The 25828-nt window shown below is 40.0% G+C and carries 19 protein-coding genes and 1 pseudogene; 17 read left to right on the top strand and 3 right to left on the bottom strand.

What is annotated here, in order from left to right:
- Nucleotides 1-7 precede the first annotated feature (7 nt).
- From fmt to M1G12_RS02910, 8 genes are all read left to right on the top strand, one after another.
- Nucleotides 8-943, top strand: a complete 936-nt coding sequence (fmt, locus tag M1G12_RS02945; protein WP_049516261.1) for a methionyl-tRNA formyltransferase — start codon at nt 8-10, stop codon at nt 941-943.
- Nucleotides 936-2249 carry a 16S rRNA (cytosine(967)-C(5))-methyltransferase RsmB gene (gene rsmB, locus M1G12_RS02940; RefSeq protein ID WP_237447267.1) on the top strand — a complete coding sequence of 438 codons (1314 nt, stop codon included), beginning with the start codon at nt 936-938 and terminating at the stop codon, nt 2247-2249. Before fmt ends, rsmB begins: the two co-directional genes overlap by 8 nt.
- Nucleotides 2250-2263: 14 nt before the next feature.
- Entirely contained in the window at nt 2264-3004 is a 741-nt protein-coding gene (locus M1G12_RS02935) for a Stp1/IreP family PP2C-type Ser/Thr phosphatase (RefSeq protein ID WP_033685450.1), read from the top strand.
- Nucleotides 3001-4914, top strand: coding sequence for a Stk1 family PASTA domain-containing Ser/Thr kinase (gene pknB, locus M1G12_RS02930; protein ID WP_049516263.1), 1914 nt, complete (start codon nt 3001-3003; stop codon nt 4912-4914). Before M1G12_RS02935 ends, pknB begins: the two co-directional genes overlap by 4 nt.
- Nucleotides 4915-5002: 88 nt before the next feature.
- Complete coding sequence (locus tag M1G12_RS02925) at nt 5003-5761, top strand: threonine/serine exporter family protein (RefSeq protein ID WP_049516265.1); 759 nt, start codon at nt 5003-5005, stop codon at nt 5759-5761.
- Between the two features lies 1 nt (nt 5762).
- Entirely contained in the window at nt 5763-6212 is a 450-nt protein-coding gene (locus M1G12_RS02920; RefSeq protein ID WP_033686494.1) for a threonine/serine exporter family protein, read from the top strand.
- Nucleotides 6213-6325: 113 nt separating this feature from the next.
- Nucleotides 6326-7498, top strand: coding sequence for a hydroxymethylglutaryl-CoA synthase (locus tag M1G12_RS02915; protein WP_049516267.1), 1173 nt, complete (start codon nt 6326-6328; stop codon nt 7496-7498).
- The gene (locus M1G12_RS02910) at nt 7498-8772 is read left to right on the top strand and encodes a hydroxymethylglutaryl-CoA reductase, degradative (RefSeq protein WP_049516268.1); all 1275 of its coding nucleotides are present in this window, start codon (nt 7498-7500) and stop codon (nt 8770-8772) included. Before M1G12_RS02915 ends, M1G12_RS02910 begins: the two co-directional genes overlap by 1 nt.
- Before the next feature lie 142 nt (nt 8773-8914).
- On the opposite strand, the gene M1G12_RS02905 is transcribed toward M1G12_RS02910, so the two are convergent.
- Both M1G12_RS02905 and M1G12_RS02900 read right to left on the bottom strand, forming a co-directional pair.
- Entirely contained in the window at nt 8915-9880 is a 966-nt protein-coding gene (locus M1G12_RS02905; protein ID WP_000226009.1) for a LacI family DNA-binding transcriptional regulator, read from the bottom strand.
- Entirely contained in the window at nt 9861-11315 is a 1455-nt protein-coding gene (locus M1G12_RS02900; RefSeq protein ID WP_049516270.1) for a sucrose-6-phosphate hydrolase, read from the bottom strand. The genes M1G12_RS02905 and M1G12_RS02900 overlap by 20 nt, the downstream gene beginning before the upstream one ends.
- A 380-nt stretch (nt 11316-11695) precedes the next feature.
- On the opposite strand from M1G12_RS02900, the gene M1G12_RS02895 reads away from it, so the two are divergent.
- Both M1G12_RS02895 and scrK read left to right on the top strand, forming a co-directional pair.
- Nucleotides 11696-13582, top strand: coding sequence for a sucrose-specific PTS transporter subunit IIBC (locus M1G12_RS02895; RefSeq protein ID WP_247949391.1), 1887 nt, complete (start codon nt 11696-11698; stop codon nt 13580-13582).
- A 148-nt stretch (nt 13583-13730) separates the two neighbouring features.
- Entirely contained in the window at nt 13731-14618 is an 888-nt protein-coding gene (gene scrK / locus M1G12_RS02890; protein ID WP_049516273.1) for a fructokinase ScrK, read from the top strand.
- A 42-nt stretch (nt 14619-14660) separates the two neighbouring features.
- Here scrK and M1G12_RS02885 read toward each other — a convergent pair whose 3' ends face one another.
- On the bottom strand, nt 14661-15278 hold the full coding sequence (locus tag M1G12_RS02885; RefSeq protein WP_049516275.1) for a TVP38/TMEM64 family protein: 618 nt from the start codon (nt 15276-15278) through the stop codon (nt 14661-14663).
- A 187-nt stretch (nt 15279-15465) separates the two neighbouring features.
- Between M1G12_RS02885 and M1G12_RS02880 the strand changes: the two are divergent.
- The 7 genes and pseudogenes from M1G12_RS02880 to M1G12_RS02850 all read left to right on the top strand — a co-directional run.
- Nucleotides 15466-15765, top strand: a pseudogene (locus M1G12_RS02880) (DUF6261 family protein); the annotation flags it as partial.
- A gap of 63 nt (nt 15766-15828) precedes the next feature.
- Nucleotides 15829-16983 (top strand): AbiH family protein, encoded by a 1155-nt coding sequence (locus M1G12_RS02875; RefSeq protein WP_247949390.1) that lies wholly within the window; start codon nt 15829-15831, stop codon nt 16981-16983.
- A 150-nt stretch (nt 16984-17133) separates the two neighbouring features.
- Entirely contained in the window at nt 17134-18705 is a 1572-nt protein-coding gene (locus M1G12_RS02870; protein ID WP_247949389.1) for a type I restriction-modification system subunit M, read from the top strand.
- A complete protein-coding gene (locus M1G12_RS02865) occupies nt 18695-19702 on the top strand; it encodes a virulence RhuM family protein (protein WP_247949388.1) in 1008 nt (335 codons plus the stop codon). Before M1G12_RS02870 ends, M1G12_RS02865 begins: the two co-directional genes overlap by 11 nt.
- A complete protein-coding gene (locus M1G12_RS02860; protein WP_247949387.1) occupies nt 19699-21378 on the top strand; it encodes a restriction endonuclease subunit S in 1680 nt (559 codons plus the stop codon). The genes M1G12_RS02865 and M1G12_RS02860 overlap by 4 nt, the downstream gene beginning before the upstream one ends.
- 13 nt (nt 21379-21391) lie before the next feature.
- Nucleotides 21392-22624, top strand: a complete 1233-nt coding sequence (locus M1G12_RS02855) for an AAA family ATPase (RefSeq protein WP_033685431.1) — start codon at nt 21392-21394, stop codon at nt 22622-22624.
- The gene (locus tag M1G12_RS02850) at nt 22617-25661 is read left to right on the top strand and encodes a type I restriction endonuclease subunit R (protein WP_247949386.1); all 3045 of its coding nucleotides are present in this window, start codon (nt 22617-22619) and stop codon (nt 25659-25661) included. Before M1G12_RS02855 ends, M1G12_RS02850 begins: the two co-directional genes overlap by 8 nt.
- The last annotated feature ends 167 nt before the right edge of the window (nt 25662-25828 follow it).

The raw sequence follows: 25828 nt of genomic DNA, 5'->3' as shown, positions 1-25828 counted from the left end.
AGAAGATATGACAAAATTAATCTTTATGGGGACCCCCGACTTTTCAGCAACAGTCTTAAAAGGGCTTTTGACAGATGACCGTTACGAAATTCTAGCCGTTGTGACCCAGCCAGACCGTGCTGTCGGACGTAAAAAAGTGATCCAGGAAACCCCAGTTAAACAAGCTGCCAAAGAGGCAGGACTTCCTATCTACCAACCTGAAAAATTATCTGGAAGTCCAGAGATGGAAGCTATTATGAATTTAGGAGCAGATGGAATTGTGACTGCTGCTTTTGGGCAGTTTCTCCCAAGTAAACTCCTTGATAGCATGGACTTTGCTGTCAACGTTCACGCTTCTCTTCTTCCTAAACATCGTGGTGGAGCGCCAATCCATTATGCCTTGATTCGAGGGGATGAGGAAGCTGGTGTGACCATTATGGAAATGGTTAAGGAAATGGATGCAGGAGATATGATTTCTCGTCGCAGTATTCCTATCACTGATGAGGACAATGTTGGCACCTTGTTTGAGAAATTAGCTCTTGTTGGTCGTGATTTGCTTTTGGATACTTTGCCTGCCTACATTGCTGGTGACATCAAACCTGAACCGCAGGATCCAAGTCAGGTTACTTTCTCGCCAAATATCAAGCCAGAAGAAGAAAAACTGGACTGGAATAAAACCAATCGTCAACTCTTTAACCAAATCCGTGGAATGAATCCGTGGCCTGTTGCCCATACTTTCCTTAAGGGCGACCGCTTTAAGATTTATGAAGCTCTAGCAGTAGAAGGTCAGGGAAATCCAGGTGAGATCCTATCTATTGGTAAGAAAGAATTGATTGTCGCAACGGCAGAAGGGGCTCTATCCCTCAAACAAGTGCAGCCGGCTGGTAAACCTAAGATGGACATTGCTTCCTTCCTCAATGGAGTTGGACGTACATTGACTGTAGGAGAACGATTTGGTGACTAAAGTAGGAACGGCTAGAAGTTTAGCCCTAGCAGTATTAGAGGATGTTTTTATCAATCAAGCATACTCAAATATCGCCTTAAATAAGCATCTCAAGGGAAGTCAACTTTCAGCAGCGGACAAGGGCTTGGTGACCGAGCTGGTCTATGGAACGGTAGCCCGTAAACTGACTCTGGAATGGTACCTATCCCACTTTATCGAAGACAGAGACCAGTTAGATAGTTGGCTTTATGTCCTTCTTCTCATGAGTGCCTACCAGCTCCGCTATTTGAACAAGATTCCAGACCATGCTGTGGTCAATGAAGCAGTAGAATTGGCCAAAGTCCGTAAAAAAGGCAGTGAAAAATTGGTCAACGCCGTCCTTCGTCGTATTCTACGTGAAGGCTGGCCAGATATCAACAGCATCAAACGAAAAAATAAGCGTGACTCCATTGCCTATTCTCTCCCGGTTTGGCTAGTTGCCAAGCTCAAAGAAGAGTACGGCGAAGAGCGAGCACAAGCTATTTTTGAAAGTCTTTTGGTGCGCAACAAGGCTAGTATCCGAGTGACTGATTTAAGCCGAAAAGAGGAAATTCAAGCCTTGTTGGAGGCTAGTGATTCACCTTTGTCTGTTTCTGGTCTCGTCAAGGAGCAGGGGCATTTTGCAGGCCATGACCTATTTTCAGAGGGTGCTATTACTATCCAAGACGAGTCTAGTCAGCTGGTTGCTCCCACTCTTGATTTACAAGGTGGTGAGCAGGTTCTAGATGCCTGTGCGGCTCCAGGTGGGAAAACAGCCCATATAGCCTCTTATCTAACGACAGGTCAGGTTACGGCTTTGGACCTTTACGATCACAAGTTGGACTTAATCCAAGAAAATGCCCAACGTTTAGGAGTTGCAGATCGGATTCAAAGGCAAAAATTGGATGCCAGAAAGGTACATGAGTTTTTTGGTCAGGATTCATTTGATAAGATTTTGGTAGATGCTCCCTGTTCAGGAATTGGTCTTCTGCGCCGCAAACCAGATATCAAATACAATAAAGAAACGGCAGATTTCGCGTCCTTGCAGGAAATTCAGCTAGAAATATTAGGTAGTGTTTGTCAAACACTACGCAAAGGTGGTATAATAACTTATAGTACCTGTACTATTGTCTCAGAGGAGAACTTTCAAGTCGTACAGGCATTTTTAGAAAGTCATCCTGAATTTGAGCAAGTAACACTAGAACATGAATGTAAGGATATCATGAAAGATGGCTGTATCCTCATCACACCTGAATTGTATGGAAGTGATGGATTCTTCATCAGTCAATTTCGCAAGATATCGGATTAGGAAGGAACTAACACATGGAAATTTCATTATTAACAGATGTTGGTCAGAAACGAACAAATAACCAAGACTATGTCAACCACTATGTCAATAGAGCTGGACGTACCATGATTATCCTAGCTGATGGTATGGGAGGTCATCGCGCAGGGAATATCGCTAGTGAAATGGCGGTAACAGACCTAGGTGTAGCTTGGGTAGATACTCAAATCGATACAGTTAATGAAGTACGTGAATGGTTTGCTAACAACCTTGAGATTGAAAATCAAAGGATTAACCAATTGGGACAAAATGAAGCCTATAAAGGAATGGGAACAACCCTTGAGGCTGTAGCCATTATTGATAATCAGGCTATTTATGCTCACATCGGAGATTCTCGTATCGGTTTGATTCGTGGAGAAGAATACCACCAGTTAACGAGCGACCATTCTTTAGTCAATGAATTGCTCAAGGCAGGTCAATTGACACCTGAAGAAGCAGCTAGCCACCCACAGAAAAATATTATTACCCAATCAATCGGTCAAAAAGATGAAATTCAGCCTGATTTTGGAATGATCACCCTTGAGCCGGGAGACTATCTCTTACTCAATAGTGATGGCTTGACAAATATGATTTCAGGCAGTGAGATTTCTGATATTGTAACCAGCGATATTTCTTTGGCAGATAAGGCAGCAACCTTGATTCGTTTTGCCAACAATGCAGGTGGTTTAGACAATATCACAGTTGCCCTTATTGCTGTTAATGAGGAGGCAACAGAATGATCCAAATCGGCAAGATTTTTGCCGGGCGGTATCGGATTATCAAACAAATTGGTCGAGGAGGCATGGCAGATGTCTATTTGGCCAAGGATTTGATTTTGGACGGTGAAGAAGTGGCAGTGAAGGTCCTGAGGACCAACTACCAAACAGATCCTATTGCAGTGGCTCGTTTTCAGCGGGAAGCGAGAGCCATGGCAGATCTGGACCATCCTCATATCGTTCGGATAACAGATATTGGTGAGGAAGACGGTCAACAGTATCTTGCAATGGAGTATGTTGCTGGGCTAGACCTCAAACGCTATATCAAGGAACACTATCCTCTTTCTAATGAAGAAGCCGTCCGCATTATGGGACAAATACTCCTAGCCATGCGTTTGGCCCATACTCGAGGAATTGTTCACAGGGACTTGAAACCTCAAAATATCCTCTTGACACCAGATGGGACTGCCAAAGTAACAGACTTTGGGATTGCAGTAGCCTTTGCTGAGACGAGTCTAACTCAGACTAACTCGATGCTGGGTTCAGTTCATTATTTATCGCCAGAGCAGGCGCGTGGTTCTAAGGCTACTGTACAGAGTGATATCTATGCCATGGGGATTATTTTCTATGAGATGCTGACAGGTCATATCCCTTATGACGGGGATAGTGCGGTGACCATCGCCCTCCAGCATTTCCAGAAACCACTGCCATCGGTTATAGCTGAAAATCCATCTGTACCTCAGGCTTTGGAGAATGTTGTTATCAAGGCAACTGCCAAGAAATTGACAGATCGTTATCAGTCAGTTGCAGAGATGTATGTGGACTTGTCCAGTAGCTTGTCTTACAATCGTCGCAATGAGCCAAAGTTAGTCTTTGACGATACTACTAAGGCGGATACCAAGACTCTACCAAAAGTATCCCAGAGCACATTGACCTCAATTCCTAAGGTGCAAACACAAAGTCCGAAGCCACAGATTGTGAAACCTAGTCAGCAGGCTTCAGAAGACAATTACGCAACCAAGCCTGTTAAGAAACGGAAATTTAGAGTTCGTTATATGATTTTGTTGGCCAGCATTCTATTGGTGGCAGCCTCTCTGATTTGGATATTGTCCAGAACTCCTGCAACCATTGCTATTCCAGATGTGGCAGGTCAGACAGTTGCGGAGGCTAAGGAAACGCTCAAGAAAGCCAATTTTGAGATTGGTGAGGAGAAATCAGAGGCTAGTGAAAAGGTGGAAGAAGGGCGGATTATCCGTACAGATCCAGAAGCTGGTAGCGGCCGAAAAGAAGGAACTAAGGTCAATTTGATTGTTTCTTCTGGTAAGCAATCTTTCCAATTGAGCAATTACGTCGGACGCAAGTATACGGATGTCGTAGCTGAACTTAAGGATAAGAAGGTTCCTGAAAATCTCATTAAGATGGAAGAGGAAGAATCTAGCGAAAGTGAACCAGGAACGGTTCTAAGACAAACACCAGCAGCAGGAACTACGTATGACTTATCAAAGGCTAGTACGATTGTTTTAACAGTTGCTAAAAAGGTAACTAGTGTAACCATGCCGGGTTATATCGGCTCAAGTCTTGAATTCACTAAAAATAATTTGATTCAAATTGTTGGGGTGAAAGAGGCTAATATTGAAGTTGTTGAAGTGTCAACCGCTCCTGAAGGAACAGCAGAAGGAAATGTTGTGGATCAGACTCCAAAAGCGGGTGGAAAAATTGATTTAGCCAGCACACGTATTAAAATTTCGATTTATAAACCCAAAATACCACCATCAAGTTCCTCTTCAACGTCAGTTCAACGTGGTAACCAAGGTTCACCTACTACTCCAAATCAAGGGAATCAACAAGGTGGCCAGCAAGGAAATCAACAAGGAACGGTTCCTACTCCGAATCAACCAAATAGTGAAGGAAACCACGAAAATTCTCGTGATTAAACGAATCTTTGTCATGATTTCATGGCAAAGATTTTTTTTGAGTCCGGATTTGTGATAGAATAGAAGGAGTTGATAAAAGGAGGAACGCATGGAAGAATCAAGAGAATTAAATGCCGTCATCGATGTGATTATGTTAGCTGGAACCATTCTTCTCAAAAGTGGCTCAGAGATTCATCGTGTAGAAGATACCATGATCCGTATTGCGCATTCGCAGGGGATTGTGGATTGCAATGTTCTTGCCATGCCTGCCGCTATCTTTTTCTCCATTGAAAATACCAATATTTCGCGAATGAAACGCGTGACTTCCTCTTCTTATAACATCGAAAAAGTCTGCGATGTGAACCAGATTTCTCGTCAGTTGGTAGGGGGGCAGATTGATTTAGAGACGGCCTTCAAGCAATTGACGGCCTTGCAAGCCCAGCCCCTTCCTTATACTAAGTTGCAGGTAACTTTGGCTGCGACCTTTAGCGCCCCTTTCTTTTCAATTATGTTTAGTGGAAATATCTACGACGCACTTGGGGCAGGAGTAGCTACCTTATTTGGTTTTGCCTTTTCCCTCTATGTAGAGAAGTTTATCCGAATTCCCTTTGTGACAGCCTTTGCTGGAGCCTTTGTCTTTGGGATGATAGCCCAGTTTTGGGCTAGCTATACAGGCTTTCCTTCAACAGCAGATTTGATTATAGCTGGTGCGGTCATGCCGTTTGTACCAGGAATTGCCTTGACTAATGCGGTCCGTGATATTATGACTAACCACATAAACTCTGGTATGAGTAAGATGTTTGAATCTCTGCTCATTACCCTTGCTTTAGGGGCAGGAACTTCTGTCGCCTTGGTATTGATGAACTAATATGACACTAACAACCTTTTTATTACAAGCAGTGGCAAGTCTTCTTGCTATTATCACTTTTTTAATCGTACTCAATGTGCAACGCTCTATGCTCTTACCTGGAGGGATTTTGGGCATGGCTGTCTGGCTAATCTATCTCTTGCTCAAGGAACCGACCAATGTTATTGTGGCTACTTTTATTGCAGCCATTATCGGTTCTTGTGTCAGCCAGATTTTAAGTATTCTTTATAAGACACCTGCTGTGGTCTTTATCTTGGCCATCTTGGCACCTCTGGTTCCGGGTTATCTTTCCTATCGGACAACTGCCTTTTTTGTGACAGGAGATTACAGTCATGCCATTGCTAGTGCAACCTTGGTTGTTATGTTGGCTTTGGTGATTTCCATTGGAATGGCTAGCGGAACAGTGATTCTCAGACTTTATTCTTACTTACGAAAACAGCATAATGGTTAGAATAATAAGCGACTTGATTTGGTGAATCAAGTCTTTTTTCTCTCTTTTACTGCTATTTGTGATAAAATAGTATAGAACGATTTTTTACAATGAATGATAAAACAGAGGTAAATATGACAATCGGTATTGATAAGATTGGTTTTGCGACCAGTCAATATGTCTTGAAATTACAAGACTTAGCAGAAGCGAGGGGAATTGACCCTGAAAAATTAAGCAAAGGACTCTTGCTCAAGGAATTGAGTATTGCGCCCCTAACTGAGGATATCGTGACCTTGGCGGCCAGTGCAAGTGATTCTATTTTAACTGAGCAAGAGAGACAAGAAATTGACATGGTCATTGTAGCTACTGAGTCAGGAATTGACCAAAGTAAAGCTGCAGCCGTCTTTGTGCATGGTTTGCTGGGCATCCAGCCCTTTGCTCGTAGTTTCGAGATTAAAGAAGCCTGCTATGGAGCGACAGCGGCCCTTCATTATGCCAAATTGCATGTGGAAAATTCTCCAGAGTCCAAGGTCTTGGTCATTGCCAGTGATATTGCCAAATACGGTATTGAAACCCCAGGAGAACCAACTCAAGGTGCTGGAAGTGTGGCCATGTTGATTACACAGAATCCACGCATTATGGCTTTTAATAACGACAATGTGGCTCAGACTCGTGACATCATGGATTTCTGGCGTCCAAATTACTCAACAACCCCTTATGTAAATGGTGTCTATTCTACCCAACAATATCTAGATAGTTTGAAAACGACTTGGCTTGAATACCAAAAACGCTACCAGCTTACCTTAGATGATTTTGCTGCGGTTTGCTTCCACTTGCCTTATCCTAAATTAGCGCTAAAAGGCTTGAAAAAAATCATGGATAAGAACTTGCCTCAAGAGAAAAAAGACCTCTTGCAAAACCATTTTGATCAGTCTATTCTCTACAGTCAAAAGGTGGGGAATATCTATACAGGTTCACTTTTTCTTGGACTTTTGTCTCTCTTGGAAAATACAGATAGCTTGAAGGCTGGGGATAAAATTGCCCTTTATAGTTATGGAAGTGGGGCTGTCGCTGAGTTCTTCAGTGGTGAATTGGTTGAAGGATATGAAGCTTATCTGGATAAAGACCGTTTGAACAAGCTCAACCAACGAACTGCCCTGTCTGTTGCAGACTATGAAAAAGTCTTCTTTGAGGAAGTAGAGTTAGATGAAACAAATTCTGCCCAGTTTGCTGGCTATGAAAATCAAGATTTTACCTTGGTTGAAATTGTTGACCACCAACGCCGTTATAGCAAGGTTGAAAAATAATGAAGATAAGTTGGAATGGATTTTCTAAAAAATCATACCAAGAGCGCCTCGAGCTGTTAAAAGCTCAGGCGCTCCTTAGTCCTGAGAGACAAGGGGGTTTGGAGCAGGATGAACAGATGAGTGTAACTGTGGCAGACCAGCTGAGTGAGAATGTAGTGGGAACTTTTTCTCTGCCTTATTCGCTGGTCCCAGAGGTTCTCGTTAACGGTCAGGAATACACAGTTCCTTATGTGACAGAAGAACCCTCAGTGGTTGCTGCGGCCAGCTATGCCAGTAAAATCATCAAGCGAGCAGGTGGCTTTACTGCTCAGGTTCATGAGCGCCGGATGATTGGTCAGGTAGCCCTTTATCAAGTTGCTAATCTTGAACAAGCGCAAGAGAAAATTGCCAGCAAGAAATCCGAACTCTTGGAACTTGCCAATCAAGCCTATCCTTCTATCGTTAAACGAGGAGGTGGGGCGCGTGATTTGCGTGTAGAGAAGATTAAGGGAGAAACAGACTTTCTCGTTGTCTATCTCCATGTCGATACCCAGGAAGCCATGGGAGCCAATATGCTCAATACCATGCTGGAAGCCTTGAAACCAGTCTTAGAAGAACTCAGTCAGGGACAGAGTCTCATGGGAATCCTATCTAACTACGCGACCGATTCTCTGGTGACTGCAAGCTGTCGCATCGCCTTTCGCTACTTGAGTCGCCAAAAGGATCAAGGACGAGAAATTGCGGAGAAAATAGCTTTGGCTAGCCAGTTTGCGCAGGCTGATCCTTATCGAGCTACTACCCACAATAAAGGGATTTTTAATGGTATTGATGCCATTTTAATTGCCACTGGTAATGACTGGCGTGCTATTGAGGCAGGGGCCCATGCTTTTGCCAGTCGAGATGGACATTACCAAGGTCTTAGCTCTTGGCGTCTAGACTTGGAGACAGAAGAATTGGTTGGTGAGATGACCCTGCCCATGCCTGTAGCGACCAAGGGTGGCTCTATCGGCCTTAACCCTCGTGTAGCCCTCAGTCACGAACTACTGGGAAATCCTTCTGCCAAAGAATTAGCCCAGATTATCGTGTCTATCGGGCTTGCCCAAAATTTTGCTGCCCTCAAAGCCTTGGTGAGTACAGGGATTCAGCAAGGCCACATGAAATTGCAGGCTAAATCCTTGGCACTTCTCGCAGGTGCTAGTGAATCTGAAGTTGCTCCCCTAGTAGAGCGCCTTATTGCAGATAAAATCTTTAACTTAGAGACTGCCCAGCGTTATCTAGAAAACTTAAGATCATAAAAAAACTCAGACCGATCGGTCTGAGTTTTCTTGTGCTTATACTCTTTGAAAATCAAATTCAAACCACGTCAGCTTCGCCTTACCGTACTCAAGTACAGCCTGCGGCTAGCTTCCTAGTTTGCTCTTTGATTTTCATTGAGTATTAAATACTTTTTCCTGGTAATAGAGTAACTGGTAAGAAGTAACCAGTTGTTGCGACTTCTTTGCCTTCGATTTTTTGCAAGAGGAGGTCAACGGTAAGGCAGGCAATCTCTTCCAAAGGTTGCTTAATAGTAGCCAGTTGAGGATAGTAATTCTCGATAAAGTAGGTCCCATCATAGCCGATGACCTTGAGCTCTTCTGGGACAGAGATGCCCAGTTCTTGAGCGATTTTAATAACCAGAATAGCTGTTAAGTCATCTGAAGCAAAAATGGCATCTGGTTTTTGACGGGTCAAGATATTTTTGATTTCCATTTCCTTTCTAACAGGAGAAAAGTCACTGGAAACATTGATAATAGGAGCTTTTGGGAGTACAGATGCAAAACCAGCGTGGCGCAGTCCAGTTGGCGAGTTAGAATTGTCATTCCCTGTAATCATGATGATAGACTGGGCGCCTGTCTTAACCAAGGTCTGGGCAGCAAGAACCCCACCAGCATAGTTATCAGAGGAGACGACAGGAATATCTGGAGACAGGTTTCGGTCAAAGGAAATAATCGGCGCCGTCACGCGATTGTAGTCTTCGATTCCCAAGTTGTGACTACCCGAAATGATGCCGTCCACCTGATTGGCTTCCAACATTTCGATGTATTCGCGTTCCTTCTCAGAATCGTGCTCGCTGTTGCAGATGATGGTCTTGTAACCATTTTTGAAGAGTTGGTGTTCCAGCTTGTCAATCAATTCTGCATAGAAAACGTTGGAAATATTGGGGAAAATCAAACCGATTAACTTAGCTGATTTTCCTTGCAGACTACGAGCTAGGTTGTTGGGTTTATAGCCCAATTCTCGCATAGCTTCATTAACCTTTTGAATGGTTTTTTCAGATAAATACCCTTTTTTATTGATAACCCGAGAAACGGTAGTAGGACTGACGCCTGCAAGTTTGGCGACATCAGTTAGTTTTGCGACCATAATCTAATTCATAGTAAGTTCCAGTTGGGTTTCCAGATTTAATCAGGATACCATTTTGGTCCGCATGTGGGAAAACACGACCGGAAAATACTTTTTCTCCTTTATTGATGAAAATTTCAAAGACAGAGTTATCGATGAAAATCGTAGCAGTAGTAGCTTGGTTATCGATTGGGCAAGAACGTGTAGTTCCAAATTCTTGGGCATACTGTTCACCAGCCTGGCTACGATCCACTGTCACTTGACCATTTACAAGGTCAAAGTTGATGGAAAGTCCCTTGCCTTCTTGATCAGCTAGTAAGACAATCTCGCTCTGGCTATTAGCTTCCAAGTTGAGTTCGAGTTCGTAAGTGTTTTTGGTTTTGGAACGGTTTGAGAAGGTTTCTTCAGTAGCACGAAGGTCCTTGATAGCTGCGACTGGGTATTGGTAGAGTTTGCCGTCTTTGATAGTGAGTTCCTTGACCAAAGAGAAGGTTCCTTGGTGGTCAAAACGGTCAGATGGGTAAGAAACATCTGGCAAACCAAGCCAGCTAACTGCTAGAGCACGTCCATCAGGAGCGTTGAATGCTTGGGTTGCATAGGCTTCAAAACCAAAATCCATATTTTGGAGTTGAGACACATCTACCATTTTGGCATTTTTAGGGTCAAAGGAAGCCCCAATTTTATACATATTTGGATAGATATTATCGTAGTCTAGAACATCTTTATCCAATCCTTGTGGGCAGTAGAGAAGGACAGGTTGCTCTCCTACAAAGACCAGATTTGGGCATTCCATCATGTAGGCAGTGCGGTCGTTAGCAAAGTCAAGGTCGCCAACAGCTTGCCAGTTTGTATAGTCGTTGTCAACAGCCTTGTAGAGACGAACGAAGCCTTTTTTCTCCAAATCCTGTCCTCCGACGATAGCATAATATTGACCTTTAAAATTAAAAATTTGCGGATCGCGGAAGTGGTCTGTAGAGTCTGCTGGCTGGTCGATTAAGATCTTGTCAATCTTCGTAATATTGCCATCCTTATCCATCAAAGCCCCGATCTGGTATGGGTGACGAATCCAGTTTTCATCACGGACATTTCCTGTATAGAATAGGAACAAGTTATCGCCAAATTGCATAGCAGAACCAGAGTAGGCACCGTGGCTATCTAATGGAGTATCAGGCAAAACTTTGACACCAGTTTCTGTGAAGTGAACCAAGTCCTCACTTTCCAATTGCACCCAAGATTTCAAACCGTGGGCGGCACCGAAAGGAAAGTTCTGATAAAAAACAATCCACTTTCCATCAAAGTAAGAAAAGCCATTTGGGTCGTTGAGAAGTCCTGTTTTTGGCTCAACATGGTAATGAGTATGCCACGGAGATTGTGCCATATTTTCCTTAATATTCTTAATTTCTTCTTGCGTCCAATCTTGATAAAGTCTGTAACGACGCTCAGTAGTCCATTCCATTCTTTCATTCCTCCAAAAATCTTATCACTTTTAATAGTAACCGTTTTCGGAAAAAAAAGCAAGACTTTTATGTTAAAAAAGAGAAAAAACTGTCAAACGTTTGTCACAAAATAAATGCAGGAAATCAATCACATTTTCACGAAAATATGAAAGATAATGAAATAAAACCCTTTTAACCAAGATTTCAAACTTATATTTTTTAGGAATACCTGATAAAACAATCAAAAACAATCAACTTAAAGCGAGCCAACTAAGTGGATAGAATATTTTTTCTGCAAAACGCTTGACATATTTCTAAAACATGATAAAATAATAGTCGTAAGGGCGGATAAAATCGCTTTCAAACAAGAACAAAATTTTATATAAGGAGATTTTTGCAAATGAACAATCAGGAAATTGCAAAAAAAGTCATCGATGCCTTGGGCGGACGTGAAAATGTCAACAGTGTTGCCCACTGTGCGACTCGTCTTCGTGTCATGGTCAAAGATGAAGGAAAAATCAATAAAGAAGTGATTGAGAACTTGGAAAAAGTTCAAGGTGCTTTCTTTAACTCAGGTCAATACCAAATCATCTTTGGTACAGGTACAGTTAACAAAATGTACGATGAAGTTGTTGCGCTTGGTTTGCCAACATCATCTAAAGATGACATGAAAGCAGAAGCTGCTAAACAAGGGAACTGGTTCCAACGTGCTATCCGTACTTTCGGTGACGTTTTCGTTCCAATCATCCCAGTTATCGTAGCGACAGGTCTCTTTATGGGTGTGCGTGGTCTCTTGACTGCTCTTGGAATGACACTTCCAGCTGATGTGACAACTTACACTCAAATCTTGACAGATACAGCCTTCATCATCTTGCCAGGTTTGGTTGTGTGGTCAACCTTCCGTGTATTCGGTGGAAATCCAGCCGTTGGTATCGTTCTTGGTATGATGCTTGTTTCTGACTCGCTTCCAAACGCTTGGGCAGTTGCTTCAGGTGGTGAAGTAACAGCTATGAACTTCTTTGGTTTCATCCCTGTTGTTGGTTTACAAGGTTCCGTTCTTCCAGCCTTCATCATCGGGGTTGTCGGAGCTAAATTTGAAAAAGCTGTCCGCAAGGTTGTTCCAGATGTGATTGACCTCTTGGTAACGCCATTCGTGACACTTTTGGTCATGTCTATCCTTGGACTCTTTGTCATTGGACCAGTCTTCCACGTCGTTGAAAACTACATCCTTATCGCTACAAAAGCTATCCTCAGCTTGCCATTTGGTCTTGGTGGTTTCTTGATCGGTGGGGTTCACCAATTGATCGTCGTGTCAGGTGTGCACCACATCTTCAACTTGCTTGAAGTTCAATTGCTTGCTGCTGACCATGCTAACCCATTCAACGCGATCATCACAGCTGCTATGACAGCTCAAGGTGCTGCGACTGTTGCGGTTGGTGTTAAAACGAAAAATCCAAAACTAAAAACACTTGCTTTCCCAGCAGCTCTTTCAGCCTTCCTCGGTATTACAGAGCCTGCTATCTTCGGGGTGAACTTGCGCTTCCGTAAACCATTCTTCCTTTCATTGATTGCTGGTGCAATCGGTGGTGGATTGGCTTCTATCCTTGGACTTGCTGGTACTGGTAATGGTATCACCGTCATCCCTGGTACAATGCTTTACATCGGTAACGGACAACTTGCACAATATCTTCTCATGGTAGCCGTATCATTTGCACTTGGTTTTGCCCTCACTTACATGTTTGGTTACGAGGATGAAAAAGAAGTTGCTACTGAAGTAGAGACAGAACGTTTGGTCCAAGAAGAAACAACTGGTAACATTCCAGCAACTCTTCGAAATGAAACACTTGTAACTCCTATCGTCGGTGATGTTGTCGCTCTTGCCGATGTCAATGACCCAGTCTTCTCAAGTGGAGCTATGGGACAAGGTATCGCTGTGAAACCAAGCCAAGGTGTGGTATATGCACCAGCTGATGCTGAAGTTTCAATTGCCTTTCCAACAGGACACGCTTTTGGTTTGAAAACAACTGATGGTGCTGAAGTTTTGATTCACGTTGGTATCGACACTGTAACAATGAACGGTGACGGTTTTGAAGCAAAAGTTGCTCAAGGTGATAAGGTTAAAGCTGGCGATGTTCTAGGAACATTTGACTCAAACAAAATCGCTGCAGCTGGTCTTGATGATACAACAATGGTTATCGTTACAAATACAGCTGACTACGCTTCAGTAGCTCCAGTCGCAACAGGTTCAGTTGCGAAGGGAGATGCTGTTATTGAAGTGAAAATCTAATCAATCCTCTCAAAATGAAAACGAACAAATGACATGTTTGTTCGTTTTTGCTTGAATGGTAAGATTTACAGAGGAAAAGCTAAAAAATAGAGAAATTTAGACTTTTGAAATATGCTATAATAAAGAAAATAAAAACAAGAGGTTTATCATGACAAAATTATATGGAAGCTTGGAAGCGGGCGGTACAAAGTTTGTCTGTGCTGTCGGTGATGAAAACTTTAACGTTGTAGAAAAAACACAATTTCCAACAACAACTCCGATCGAAACAATCGATAAAACCATTGAGTTCTTCTCAAAATTCGATAATCTTGCTGGTCTTGCAGTTGGTTCATTTGGGCCGATTGATATTGATAAAAACTCAAAAACTTATGGCTTTATCACGACGACTCCAAAACCAAACTGGGCAAATGTGGACTTGCTTGGTGCCCTTCGTCGCGCCCTAAACGTGCCAATGTACTTCACTACAGACGTAAACAGCTCTGCTTATGGTGAAGTGGTTGCTCGTAATAATGCTGGTGGTCGTATCGAAAACTTGGTTTACTACACAATCGGTACAGGTATCGGTGCAGGTGTTATCCAACGTGGTGAGTTTATTGGTGGTGTAGGTCACCCTGAAATGGGTCACTACTACGTGGCTAAACACCCAATGGATATTGAAAAAGAATTCAACGGTGTTTGTCCATTCCACAAAGGATGTTTGGAAGGCTTTGCGGCTGGTCCAAGTCTAGAAGCTCGTACAGGTATTCGTGGTGAAAACATTGAACTTAACAGCTCTGTCTGGGATGTTCAAGCCTACTACATCGCTCAAGCTGCGGTTAATGCTACAGTGACTTTCCGCCCAGACGTGATCGTCTTTGGTGGTGGGGTCATGGCCCAACAACACATGCTGGATCGTGTTCGTGAGAAATTTACAGCTCTTCTCAATGGATACTTACCAGTACCAGACGTGCGTGACTACATCGTGACGCCAGCAGTTGCAGGAAATGGTTCTGCCACACTTGGAAACTTTGTTCTTGCAAAAGAAGTTTCAAAATAAAGCACAAAATCCGCTTGGGCAACCAAACGGATTTTTTATGTGTCAAAGCATTTGCCAGAAAAAGTCGATAATATAGGTCAGACCGTAGGTATAAACCACGAGGGTAAAGGGCTTGGTCAGAATGATGATGGTCATATAGCGCTTGAAACTCATCTTGGTCAGGGCGGCCAGCATACAGAGAAAGTCAGCCGGACTAATGGGCCAAATCATCATAAAGATAAAGAAACGGTCAAAACGATTGCCCTTGTCCAACCAGCCGATATACTTGTCATAGGTACGCTTGCTGACGACAGACTGGACAAAGGCAGCTCCATAGAGGCGCACCAGATAGAAGATAATGGCACAGCCAATCACGATGCCGATATAGTTGTAGATAGTCCCGATGATGTGCCCGTAGATAAAGACCCCAGCCACCGAGGTCAAGGCCCCAGGAATGATAGGGACGACCGTCTGTAAAATCTGTAAAAAGATAAAGAGAGGTGGCCCCCAGATACCTGCCTGCTGGATAAAGGCAGAGAGGGTTTCTTTAGACTGTAAAACCCCAGCCTGATAAGCCCAAATACAGAAAATCAAACTTCCAACTCCACCGACAATCGATGAGATGTTGATAACTTGCTGCAGAAGGGGAGAAACAGCTTTCATTTGTTTATCATGTGACATGTGAACTCCTCATAGATAGTATAACTCTACTATACCATATTTTGGAGGAGAAAGGGGGAATGAGTGTTTTTGATGAGGAATGGATGGGAATACAGGCCTTCGAGACTTAGAATAGCTCTGCATACTAAAGTTTACATGTATTCTAGTTTTAGAATAAGCGCAATTCCATAAATTTACAAGTATTCTGCTGCTGACGGCGGTGGCTAATGCTCAATAGGAATATGATCAAGTGGAGAGTAAGGCGCGTGCTTCTAAGTCTGCCAAGGAAGTTGGCAAGACCAGACAGCTCCGTACCGAACTTTCAACCAGCTACGACCTCTTTATGCGCTATACCGCAGCTAGTGCAGAAGCCTATCCTGAAAAGGAACACCTGACTCAACTCCTCAAGGAACTTAATACAATCCGAGACAGTAAGCGACGCTTGAGTGGTCTAAGTAAGAAGGAGAAAAAAGTGAAAGTAGAAGAAGCGATACAAGTAGCAGGATAAAATTTTTTGGTAGATTCGTGCTATAATTTAAGTAATTATCTATAATGTATAGGAGAAAAATTTATGGCAGATATTATTTTAATTTTAGGTAATGGTTTTGATATTGCAATGGGGCGAAAAACAAAGTATACCGATTTTATTGACTTTGAAAAACAATTATTTTCTAATCCAGATGAGGAGTTGCTGGAGTTTCTAAAAGTCAAAAATATTTGTATTGGGAAATATAAGGATAATTTGTATTTGAGATTTATTAATGGAAACGAAGAAACACTCGGGAAAAATTGGTCGAATATTGAACTCATGATTTCGCAACTAGCAGATGCAATAATGTATTTTAAAGAAAACAGTAGCTTGCTATACTCTAATCAACTTAATAGACCGCTAAAAAGTATTATAGAGCAACATAAGATTGATTGGCGTATGAGTGCTAATTACAGTTCAAAATTATATATTGCATATACTTTCCTCTCCCTATTCGATGAAAAAGGCTGGCGTTCTTTAGAGAGAGAAGTTGCATTGGATGAATTAAATAACGAATTTATCAGGCAACTTGATTTATTGATTGAATTATTAGAAATCTATCTGTCTTATTTAGACTATCTCGATTTTGAGGTAAGAAACATTCAAAGAAACCCAACAGCTTTAGATGAAGTTCCGAATTTATCCAATTCCTCTGTTCTAAACTTTAATTATACTAATACATCAGGATATTTATTTGGGACTTCTAAGGAGAAAACTCATTTTATACATGGGAGAATTGATTTAGATAGAACTTTCGGTCGCATCAATACTATGGTCTTTGGAATTGAGGACAAAGAAAACGATGTCAACAGTGATTTAATTCCTTATCAGAAATATTATCAAAGAGTTGTTAAAGAAACAGGAAGTAAATTTGAAAAATTCTTCAAACCGAATATTGAATTACCAGACGATGTTCCAGATATTCGTATAGCTTCAAAGAACATTATTGTTTTTGGTCACTCTGTTGACCCTCTGGATAAGGAAATATTTCAAAAATGCTTTTCATTAGCAGAGAATGGAAAATATACTTATCGATTTATTTTTACTTATTTTGATGAATCAGCAAAACGTTCGATTATTAAGAATCTTGCAATCATCCTTGGGAAGGAAAAATTGGTAGAGTTAACAGGAAAACGAAATGTTGTATTTATAAAGAGTGATGATAAGGATGGTATGAAAGATGTTCTACTACCTTAATAAAATCAAAAAATAATTGAACTTATATAATAAAATTGTAAAATCTTAATCTAAAAACATTTCTATCCCACTCGTTCTCCCTAGTTCGAGTGGTTTTTCTTGAAATATGATAAAATAGAAAAGATAATACATTAATTAAGGAAAGTAAAAATGGCAAGTAAAGAAAATGCAGAACGCAAGGAACTGCATCGTAAGATTTGGGCGATTGCGGACGATGTTCGTGGTGCTGTAGATGGTTGGGATTTTAAGCAATATATCCTAGGAATTCTATTCTATCGTTTTATTTCAGAGCATATGGCCGATTATTTTGACCGTGCTGAGCATGAAGCTGGCGACTTAGAATTCCGTTATGCTGAATTGAGTGACCAAGAAGCTGAGCAAGATTTTAAACCAGGGACAGTTGAGGACAAGGGATTCTTTATCCTTCCGAGTCAACTATTTAAAAATGTTGTCGAGAATGCCTCGCAAAATGAAAATTTAAACGAAGACTTGGCCAATATTTTCCAAGCTATTGAGAAATCAGCGATTGGCTTCAAATCAGAAGATGATATCAAAGGTTTGTTTGATAACTTGGATACACGAAGCAACATCCTTGGTGGAACTGTTCCAGAAAAAAATAAACGCCTTTCTGACATTCTAAATGGTATCAATAGCATTAACTTTGGTAACTTTGAGGAAAATGACATCGATGCATTTGGGGATGCTTATGAGTTCTTGATTTCCAACTATGCAAGTAATGCAGGAAAAAGTGGGGGTGAATTTTTCACACCTCAGACAGTCTCTAAACTACTAGCTCGTCTAGTGATGGTCGGCAAGGACAAGATTAACAAGGTTTATGACCCAACATGTGGTTCAGGCTCTCTCCTTCTTCAAATGAAAAAACAATATGAAGACCATATTCTAGAAGACGGATTTTTTGGTCAGGAAATTAATATGACCAACTACAACTTGGCTCGTATGAATATGTTCTTACACAATATCAACTACAATAACTTTGATATTAAGCGAGGAGATACCCTTTTAAATCCTCAGCATTTAGAAGAAAAGCCATTTGATGCTATCGTTTCTAACCCCCCGTATTCTGTCAAATGGGTGGGAGATGGAGATCCAACTCTGATAAATGATGACCGTTTCGCTCCAGCGGGGAAACTAGCTCCTAAGTCAAAAGCTGACTTTGCCTTTATCATGCATAGTCTCAACCACCTGTCTAATAAAGGTCGAGCAGCTATTGTTTGTTTTCCAGGAATTTTCTATCGTGGAGGAGCTGAAAAGACCATTCGTCAGTATCTAGTAGATAATAACTTTGTTGAAGCGGTTATTTCCCTTCCAGACAATCTCTTCTTTGGAACTTCTATTGCGACCACGATTTTAGTTCTAGCGAAGAATAAACTTGAAAATAAAACACTCTTTATTGATGCGAGTAAAGAATTTAAGAAAGAAACCAATAATAATGTCTTGACGGATGACAATATTGAGCACATTATTGAATTATTTACTAATTGTCAAAGCGTAGACTATAAAGCGGCTCTCGTTGATAATGAAGTGATTGGTTCAGAGCAGGATTATAACCTTTCTGTCTCAACCTATGTCGAACAAGAAGATACACGTGAGAAGATTGATATAGATGTTCTCAATAAAGAAATCGCTGAGACTGTTGCCAAGATTGACCACTTGCGTGCAGAGATAGATAAGATTGTAGAGGAATTGAGCCATGGCAAATGATGTGATTCTCTATAGAACTGATGACGGTAAGTCTGCTATTGAACTCCACTTGGATAATGGAACAGTCTGGCTGACTCAACAAGAACTAGCTGAGCTCTTTCAAACTTCCAAGCAAAATATTAGTAAACATATCAAGGCCATCTTTGAAGATGGTGAGTTGGATGAAACAGTGGTTGTCAACTATCAGTTGACAACCACTCGTCACGGTGCAATGGCTGGGAAAACTCAGTCAAAAAAAGTCGCCTTTTATAATCTCGATATGATTTTGGCGATTGGTTATCGAGTTCGATCTCCTCGTGGCATTCAGTTCAGACTCTATGCTTCGACAGTCTTGAAAGAGTATCTGATTAAGGGCTTTGCCATGGATGATGAGCGCTTGAAAAACTTGGGTGGGGGCTCTTACTTTAAAGAACTTCTTGAAAGAATCCGAGATATCCGCTCAAGTGAAAAAGTCTTTTACCGTCAGGTTTTAGATCTTTTCGCAACATCTAGTGACTACAATGCAAATTCACCAGAGGCAAAGAAATTCTTTGCGACAGTGCAAAATAAGATGCATTACGCCATTCACCACAATACTGCTAGTGAACTCATTTACAATCGTGTTGATAGCGAGAAGGAGTTTATGGGCTTGACCACTTTTAAGGGAGACCTTCCTACTCTGACTGAAGCAAAAGTTGCCAAGAACTATCTGACAGAAAAGGAACTCCGTGGACTTAATCAGCTTGTATCAGGATATCTAGACTTTGCTGAAAGACAGGCAAACCGAGAAGAAGTCATGACTATGGCTGACTGGGTGGCTCACGTAGATCGAATCCTTCAGGCTACCGGAGAAGACTTGCTGGACAATAGTGGTTCTATCTCTCGTGAACAGATGAAGCAGAAGGTCGATAAGGAATATAAGAGCTACCAAGCCAAGACCCTCAGTCAAGTTGAAAAAGATTACCTCAAGGAAATTAAAAACATTGAAAATCTAGCCAAGGAAGGAGGGAAATCATGAACATCCTAGAAGAAATTCAAAACTGCTCTGTTGAGTGGAAGGAGTTGGGGGAAGTAGTTTTTACTTTGACAAGTCCTGTAAAGTTAGCTAAGAAGCAGTATCAATTGACAGGAAGAATACCGATTGTTGATCAGGGTGAACAATTCATAGCAGGATATACAGATAATGAAAAATATCTTGAAAAAGATGAATATATAATTTTTGGAGATCATTCAGAACATATAAAATTTGTAGATTTCGCTTTTGTTCAAGGAGCTGATGGTTTAAAAATTTTGAAACCAAAGAAAGGTATAAACGCAAAATATCTATATTATTGCGTTTGTAATTTTTATAAGAAAGAGGGGAACTATAAAAGACATTGGAGTAATGCGAAAATTACTCTTATACCTATTCCTCCACTAAAAATTCAAGAAGAAATTGTGCAAAAACTTGACAAAATGACAGAGTATGTTACAGAATTGACCTCAGAATTGACCTCACGTAAAAAGCAATATTCTTATTATCGAGATAAACTCTTATCATTTGAGGATGAGGTTTATCATGTTGAGTGGAAGATACTTAAAGATGTTGCTAAATTGAAGAATGGAAAAGATTGGAAAGCTATTCCAAATGGAGAAATACCAGTATATGGTAGTGGTGGAGAAATGGGAGAGTTTGTTGCTGATTATTCTTATGACAAACCAACTGTATTGATTCCTAGGAAAGGTTCTATTTCTAATTTATTCTATTTAGAAAAAGCTTTTTGGAACGTAGATACAATTTACTATACAGAAATTGATGAAACTAAGCTTATTCCAAAGTATTTTTATTATTATTTAACGACTGTTAATTTAGAAGAAATGTCAACTAATCCAACAAGACCTAGTTTAACTCAAGCTATTCTAGATAAAATTAAAATCCCAGTCCCTTCTCTCGAAATCCAATCGCGTATTGTTCAAGTTCTAGACAACTTTGATATGGTTTGTAATGACCTAAACATCGGACTTCCCAAGGAGATTGAACTACGCCAAAAACAGTACGAATATTTTAGAGAAAAACTCTTGACATTCGTCGCCGAAGGCGAGTACACTGAGAGTAGAGTAGAGGAGTGGGACAACTCTGCTATTATCAAGCTTTTACAGTGGGTATTTGGTCCAATTCGGGCGGAACTAGGTAGTGTGTTTGAAGTTATTGCAGGAGGTGACATTCCAAAGAATGGAATCTCTGCTATTGAAACAGAAGAATATTGTTATCCTATCTTATCTAATGGAATTAACGAAAAATCATTATATGGTTGGACAAATCAAGCTAGAATCAAGAATCCTAGCCTAACGGTTTCAGCGAGAGGTACAATCGGATGGACAAGTTATCGTGAAAAACCTTTCTTCCCTATAGTGAGATTGCTTGTTTTGACTCCAAAAATTAACCTCAATTTAAAATATGCTTATTATTTTATGAACTCTATCGAGAATAACTATGAAATTCCACAAAGTGGGATACCACAGTTAACGAAACCTATGATTCAAAGTAAAATAATCACCCTACCACCACTAGAAAAACAATCTAGTATAGTTTCTGTTCTTGACAATTTCAACACCTTAACCAACTCTCTTTCTGAGGGCCTTCCAAAAGAAATCGAACTAAGACAGAAACAGTATGAATATTGGAGAAATCAATTACTCAATTTTAATGAATAAGGAAAAGTGAATCATGCCAGATGATAAAATATTTAATACATTGGAAGATGTTGCGGAGGAACTGATATCGAATGATAAGAAAGTGCATTTAATTTATGCTTTTAATGCTACAGGGAAAACAAGGCTATCTATAATTTTAAAGGATAAATTAAATATTTCGGAAAATGATGAAGAGTCGAAAATTAAGAAAATACTTTATTTTAATGCTTTTACAGAAGACCTTTTTACTTGGGAGAATGATTTAGAAAATAACGAAGATCGTTACCTTAAATATAGTAAGAATACTTTTTTTGGTAATTTTTTAGAAGAACAGCAAAAATTTGATCAGGTTATTGAAACTTTTCAGAAATTTGTCCATGGCTCAATAGTTCCAAGTTTTGAAGATATTAAAGAGCAGGCTGTCAATGATTCTGGCTTACCGATTTTTGATATTATTGGAGACCAACGTGTTCCAAGGTATGTGAGTAATTTTAAGGGTATTCGCTTTACTATAGATGGAGAAACGGTCAAGATTTCTAGAGGAGAGGAGAGAATATTTGTTTGGTCCATATTCGTTACTCTCTTAGAACTTATTATTGAAGAATTGAGCGACCCAGATATTGACTCTGACTTTCAGAACTTTAAGTATATTTATATAGATGATCCAATTTCATCATTAGATGATAACAATATCATTGATTCCGCGATTTTTTTAAAGGATGTTATTGCAAAATCTGAAAATACAGATTTGAAGTTTATACTTTCTACTCACCAACCACTTTTCTACAATGTCTTATATAATGAAATTAGATTTGAAAAAAGAATTAAGAAGACATGCTTCTATGTGCTGAAAAAAGATATTGAAAATAACAATGAAGTAAAATATATCTTGACTGACGTTGAGAAAGATTCTCCCTTCGGATATCATCTAAAGGTAAGAGAAGAATTACGTAGAGCTGTAGACAGTGGACGAGTAGAAAAATTTCATTATGCTTTGTTAAGAAATCTATTAGAGAAAACAGCTACATTCTTAGGTTATAGTAGATGGGAAGAAGTTTTATTAGGGTTAGAAGTGGCTGGTGATGAGATTACCACAGAAAATATAGAGTTATATGCTCAAAGGATTGATTTATTCACACATAATCGTCAATCAGATTTGGAGTTTAGAGAATTGCAAGAACGAGAAAAAAATACCTTAATAGAATTATTCAACAGCTTTGAGAAAAATTATAAATTTAACCCAAAAGAGGAAAATGAAAATGGTTGATTATTCAAAAGTACATGAAGTAATTGCGGAAACAAATGAAGGGATTCTCTTGGCTGAGTATCAACCAGAGTATCGCACAGATAGAGAATTTCAGTCTGAGGCAGATTTGGAAAGACAATTGCTTACAGATTTGGTTAATGGTCTCAATTATGAACGACTGGATATCCATACTCCTACGGAGCTTTTAGCGAATGCAAAGGTTCAAATTGAAAAGCTTAATAAGGTGACCTTTACAGATGCTGAATGGCAACGTTTTATAGTTGAGTATTTAGATTGTCCCAATGAAGGTTTGGTTGAAAAAACACGAAAAATCCAAGAGAATCATATCTATGACTTTGTCTTTGATGATGGACGGATTAAAAATATTTTCATCCTTGACAAGAAAAATATTCATAACAACAGTATGCAGGTCATCAATCAAGTGACGCAAGTGGGGAGCCATACTAACCGTTATGATGTGACTATTTTAGTCAATGGTCTTCCGCTAGTTCAGATTGAATTGAAGAAGCGGGGTGTCAGTCTGCAAGAAGCCTTTAATCAGGTTCACCGTTATAGTAAGGAAAGCTTTAACAGCGAAAATTCTTTGTATAAGTATGTTCAGATTTTTGTGATTTCGAATGGCACTTATACACGCTACTTTGCAAATACAACAGCTCAGAATAAAAATCATTATGAGTTTACCTGTGAGTGGGCAGACCGTAAGAACAAGACTATTCACGAATTGGAAGATTTTACTGTTACTTTCTTAAGCAAGCGTGTCCTCTTGGAAGTTTTGACCAAGTATTGTGTTTTTGATGTGGATAATACCTTGCTCATCATGCGTCCTTATCAGATAGCAGCAACTGAAAGTATCTTGCGCAAGATTCATTCTTCCAATGAAATGAAAAATTTTGGAACCATCAATGCTTGTGGTTATATCTGGCATACGACAGGGTCAGGGAAAACCTTGACCAGCTTTAAGACTGCTCGCTTAGCGACAGAGTTGGACTACATTGACAAAGTGATCTTCGTTGTAGATAGAAAAGACTTAGACTATCAAACTATGAAGGAATATCAAAAATTCCAACCAAATTCAGTCAATGGTAGTAACAATACAAAAGAACTACAACGCAGTATCGAAGAAAATGATGATCGAATCGTTGTCACAACTATTCAAAAGTTAAATAAGTTTATCACTGCGAATCCTAATCATGAAGTCTATGCTAAGAAATGTGTCTTGATTTTTGACGAGTGTCATCGTTCTCAGTTTGGGAAGGCGCAAAAGCGTATTAAGAAGGCCTTTAAACAGTATGCCTTATTTGGATTTACAGGGACACCAATTTTCCCAGAAAATAGTTTAACGGGAGAAACAACTCAAGAAGTTTTTGGGGAGCAACTTCATAACTACGTTATCACGGATGCTATTCGAGATAAAAAAGTCTTGAAGTTCAAGGTTGATTACAACTATATCAAGCCTGAAATCAATAAGTATAGAGAAGCTGAAAAAGCAGTTGGCCGAGAGATTGATGAGAAGAAACTCAAAAAGATGGAGAAGGAGCTACTTCTACATCCAGAACGGATAGCAACCATCACAGAATACTTACTTCGCGTGTATAATACAAAAACACACCGAAATCAACACTATACTCATAAACAAAAACAATTGTCTGGATTTAATGCTATGCTGGCTGTACAAAGTATTGAAGCAGCAAAATTATACTATGAAGAACTCCAACGACAGCAAGCAGCTTTACCAGAGGCTAAGCGTTTGAAAGTTGCGACTATCTTTAGCTTTGCACCTAACGAAGAACAGTCAGCTTACGGCGAAATTCAAGATGAAGAGCTAGAGCCTCAAGAAACAGCCATGCCTCTATCTTCTAAAGAGTTTCTTTCTAGAGCGATTGACGACTATAATCACATTTTCAAGACCAATTTCTCAGCTGATGGGAAGGAGTTTCAAAATTACTATCGTGACCTTTCCAAACGCGTTAAATCCAAGGAAGTGGATTTGCTGATTGTGGTCGGTATGTTCTTAACGGGATTTGATGCCCCGACTATGAATACACTCTTTGTCGATAAAAATCTACGTTATCATGGTTTGATTCAGGCCTTCTCGAGAACCAATCGGATTTTTAACAAGGTTAAACCTTTTGGGAATATTGTTTGTTTCCGTGATTTAGAAAAGGCTACGCAAGAAGCTATTAAGACTTTTGGAGACACCAATAAGCTTGAAATCATCTTAGAAAAAAGCTTTAGTGAATATATGGATGGTTTCGTTGACCAAGTAACGGGTATCGAGGTCAAAGGCTATACTGCGGTTTGTCAGGAAATTCTGGAAAGATTCCCGAATCCGCAAGAAATTGAAACAGAGCATGATAAAAAAGAGTTTGTTAAGTTGTTTGGTGAATTACTGAAGCTTGATAATGTTCTTCGAAATTATGACGAATTTCAAGAAATCGACAAACCTATTTCAGAAGGTTATCTTCAGGATTTAAGAAGTACTTATGTGGAAATTCGAGATGAATTTTTGAATCTTAAGAACTATGAAAAGGCCAAGGACTTGGATATTGATCTTTCAGATGTCGAATTTGAGATTGAACTCCTAAAAACAGATGAGATTAACCTGGACTACATTCTTGCATTGATTGTTGAAAAATCGAAGAATTCTGAGTCTAAAGAAGTAATGAAAGCAGAAGTTAGTCGTGTAATTCGTTCTAGTATCGATATTCGTGCCAAAGAAGAGTTGGTTATCGGGTTTATCAATGACACTGATTTGCAAAAATTGAAAGACTATGATGGGATTATCAATGCTTTCTATGAATATGGCAAGGAGCGCAAGAAAATCGCAATCCATGACCTAGCTGAGTCTGAGAAACTTGTAGCTGATTACCAATTATTCATAGACAAATCAATTCAACGAGGTTATGCTGAAAATAGTGGGACTGATTTGGATTCGATTATTCCACCAACTTCTCGTAGACAGGGAGCGCGTGAACGGAAAAAGCAAGAAGTTTTACGTAAGATTCAGTTGTTAGTAGAGACTTATTCAGGTATTTAAGGATTGTTGACTAATATCTGTTAGAAAAATCAGGCTCTACAAAAAATACTATTTATTCGCTCATAATTCGCTCATTTTTAAGATATAACTTTGTTTCCATATTTCCGGGGAACTAGTAGAAAGTAAGGAGAAATATGGAAAATAACAACCAACGTGCCCTTTGCTAG

The sequence above is a fragment of the Streptococcus mitis genome (assembly GCF_023110375.1).
GTDB lineage: Bacteria > Bacillota > Bacilli > Lactobacillales > Streptococcaceae > Streptococcus > Streptococcus mitis_CI.
This window is presented reverse-complemented; position numbering and strand designations above follow the sequence as displayed.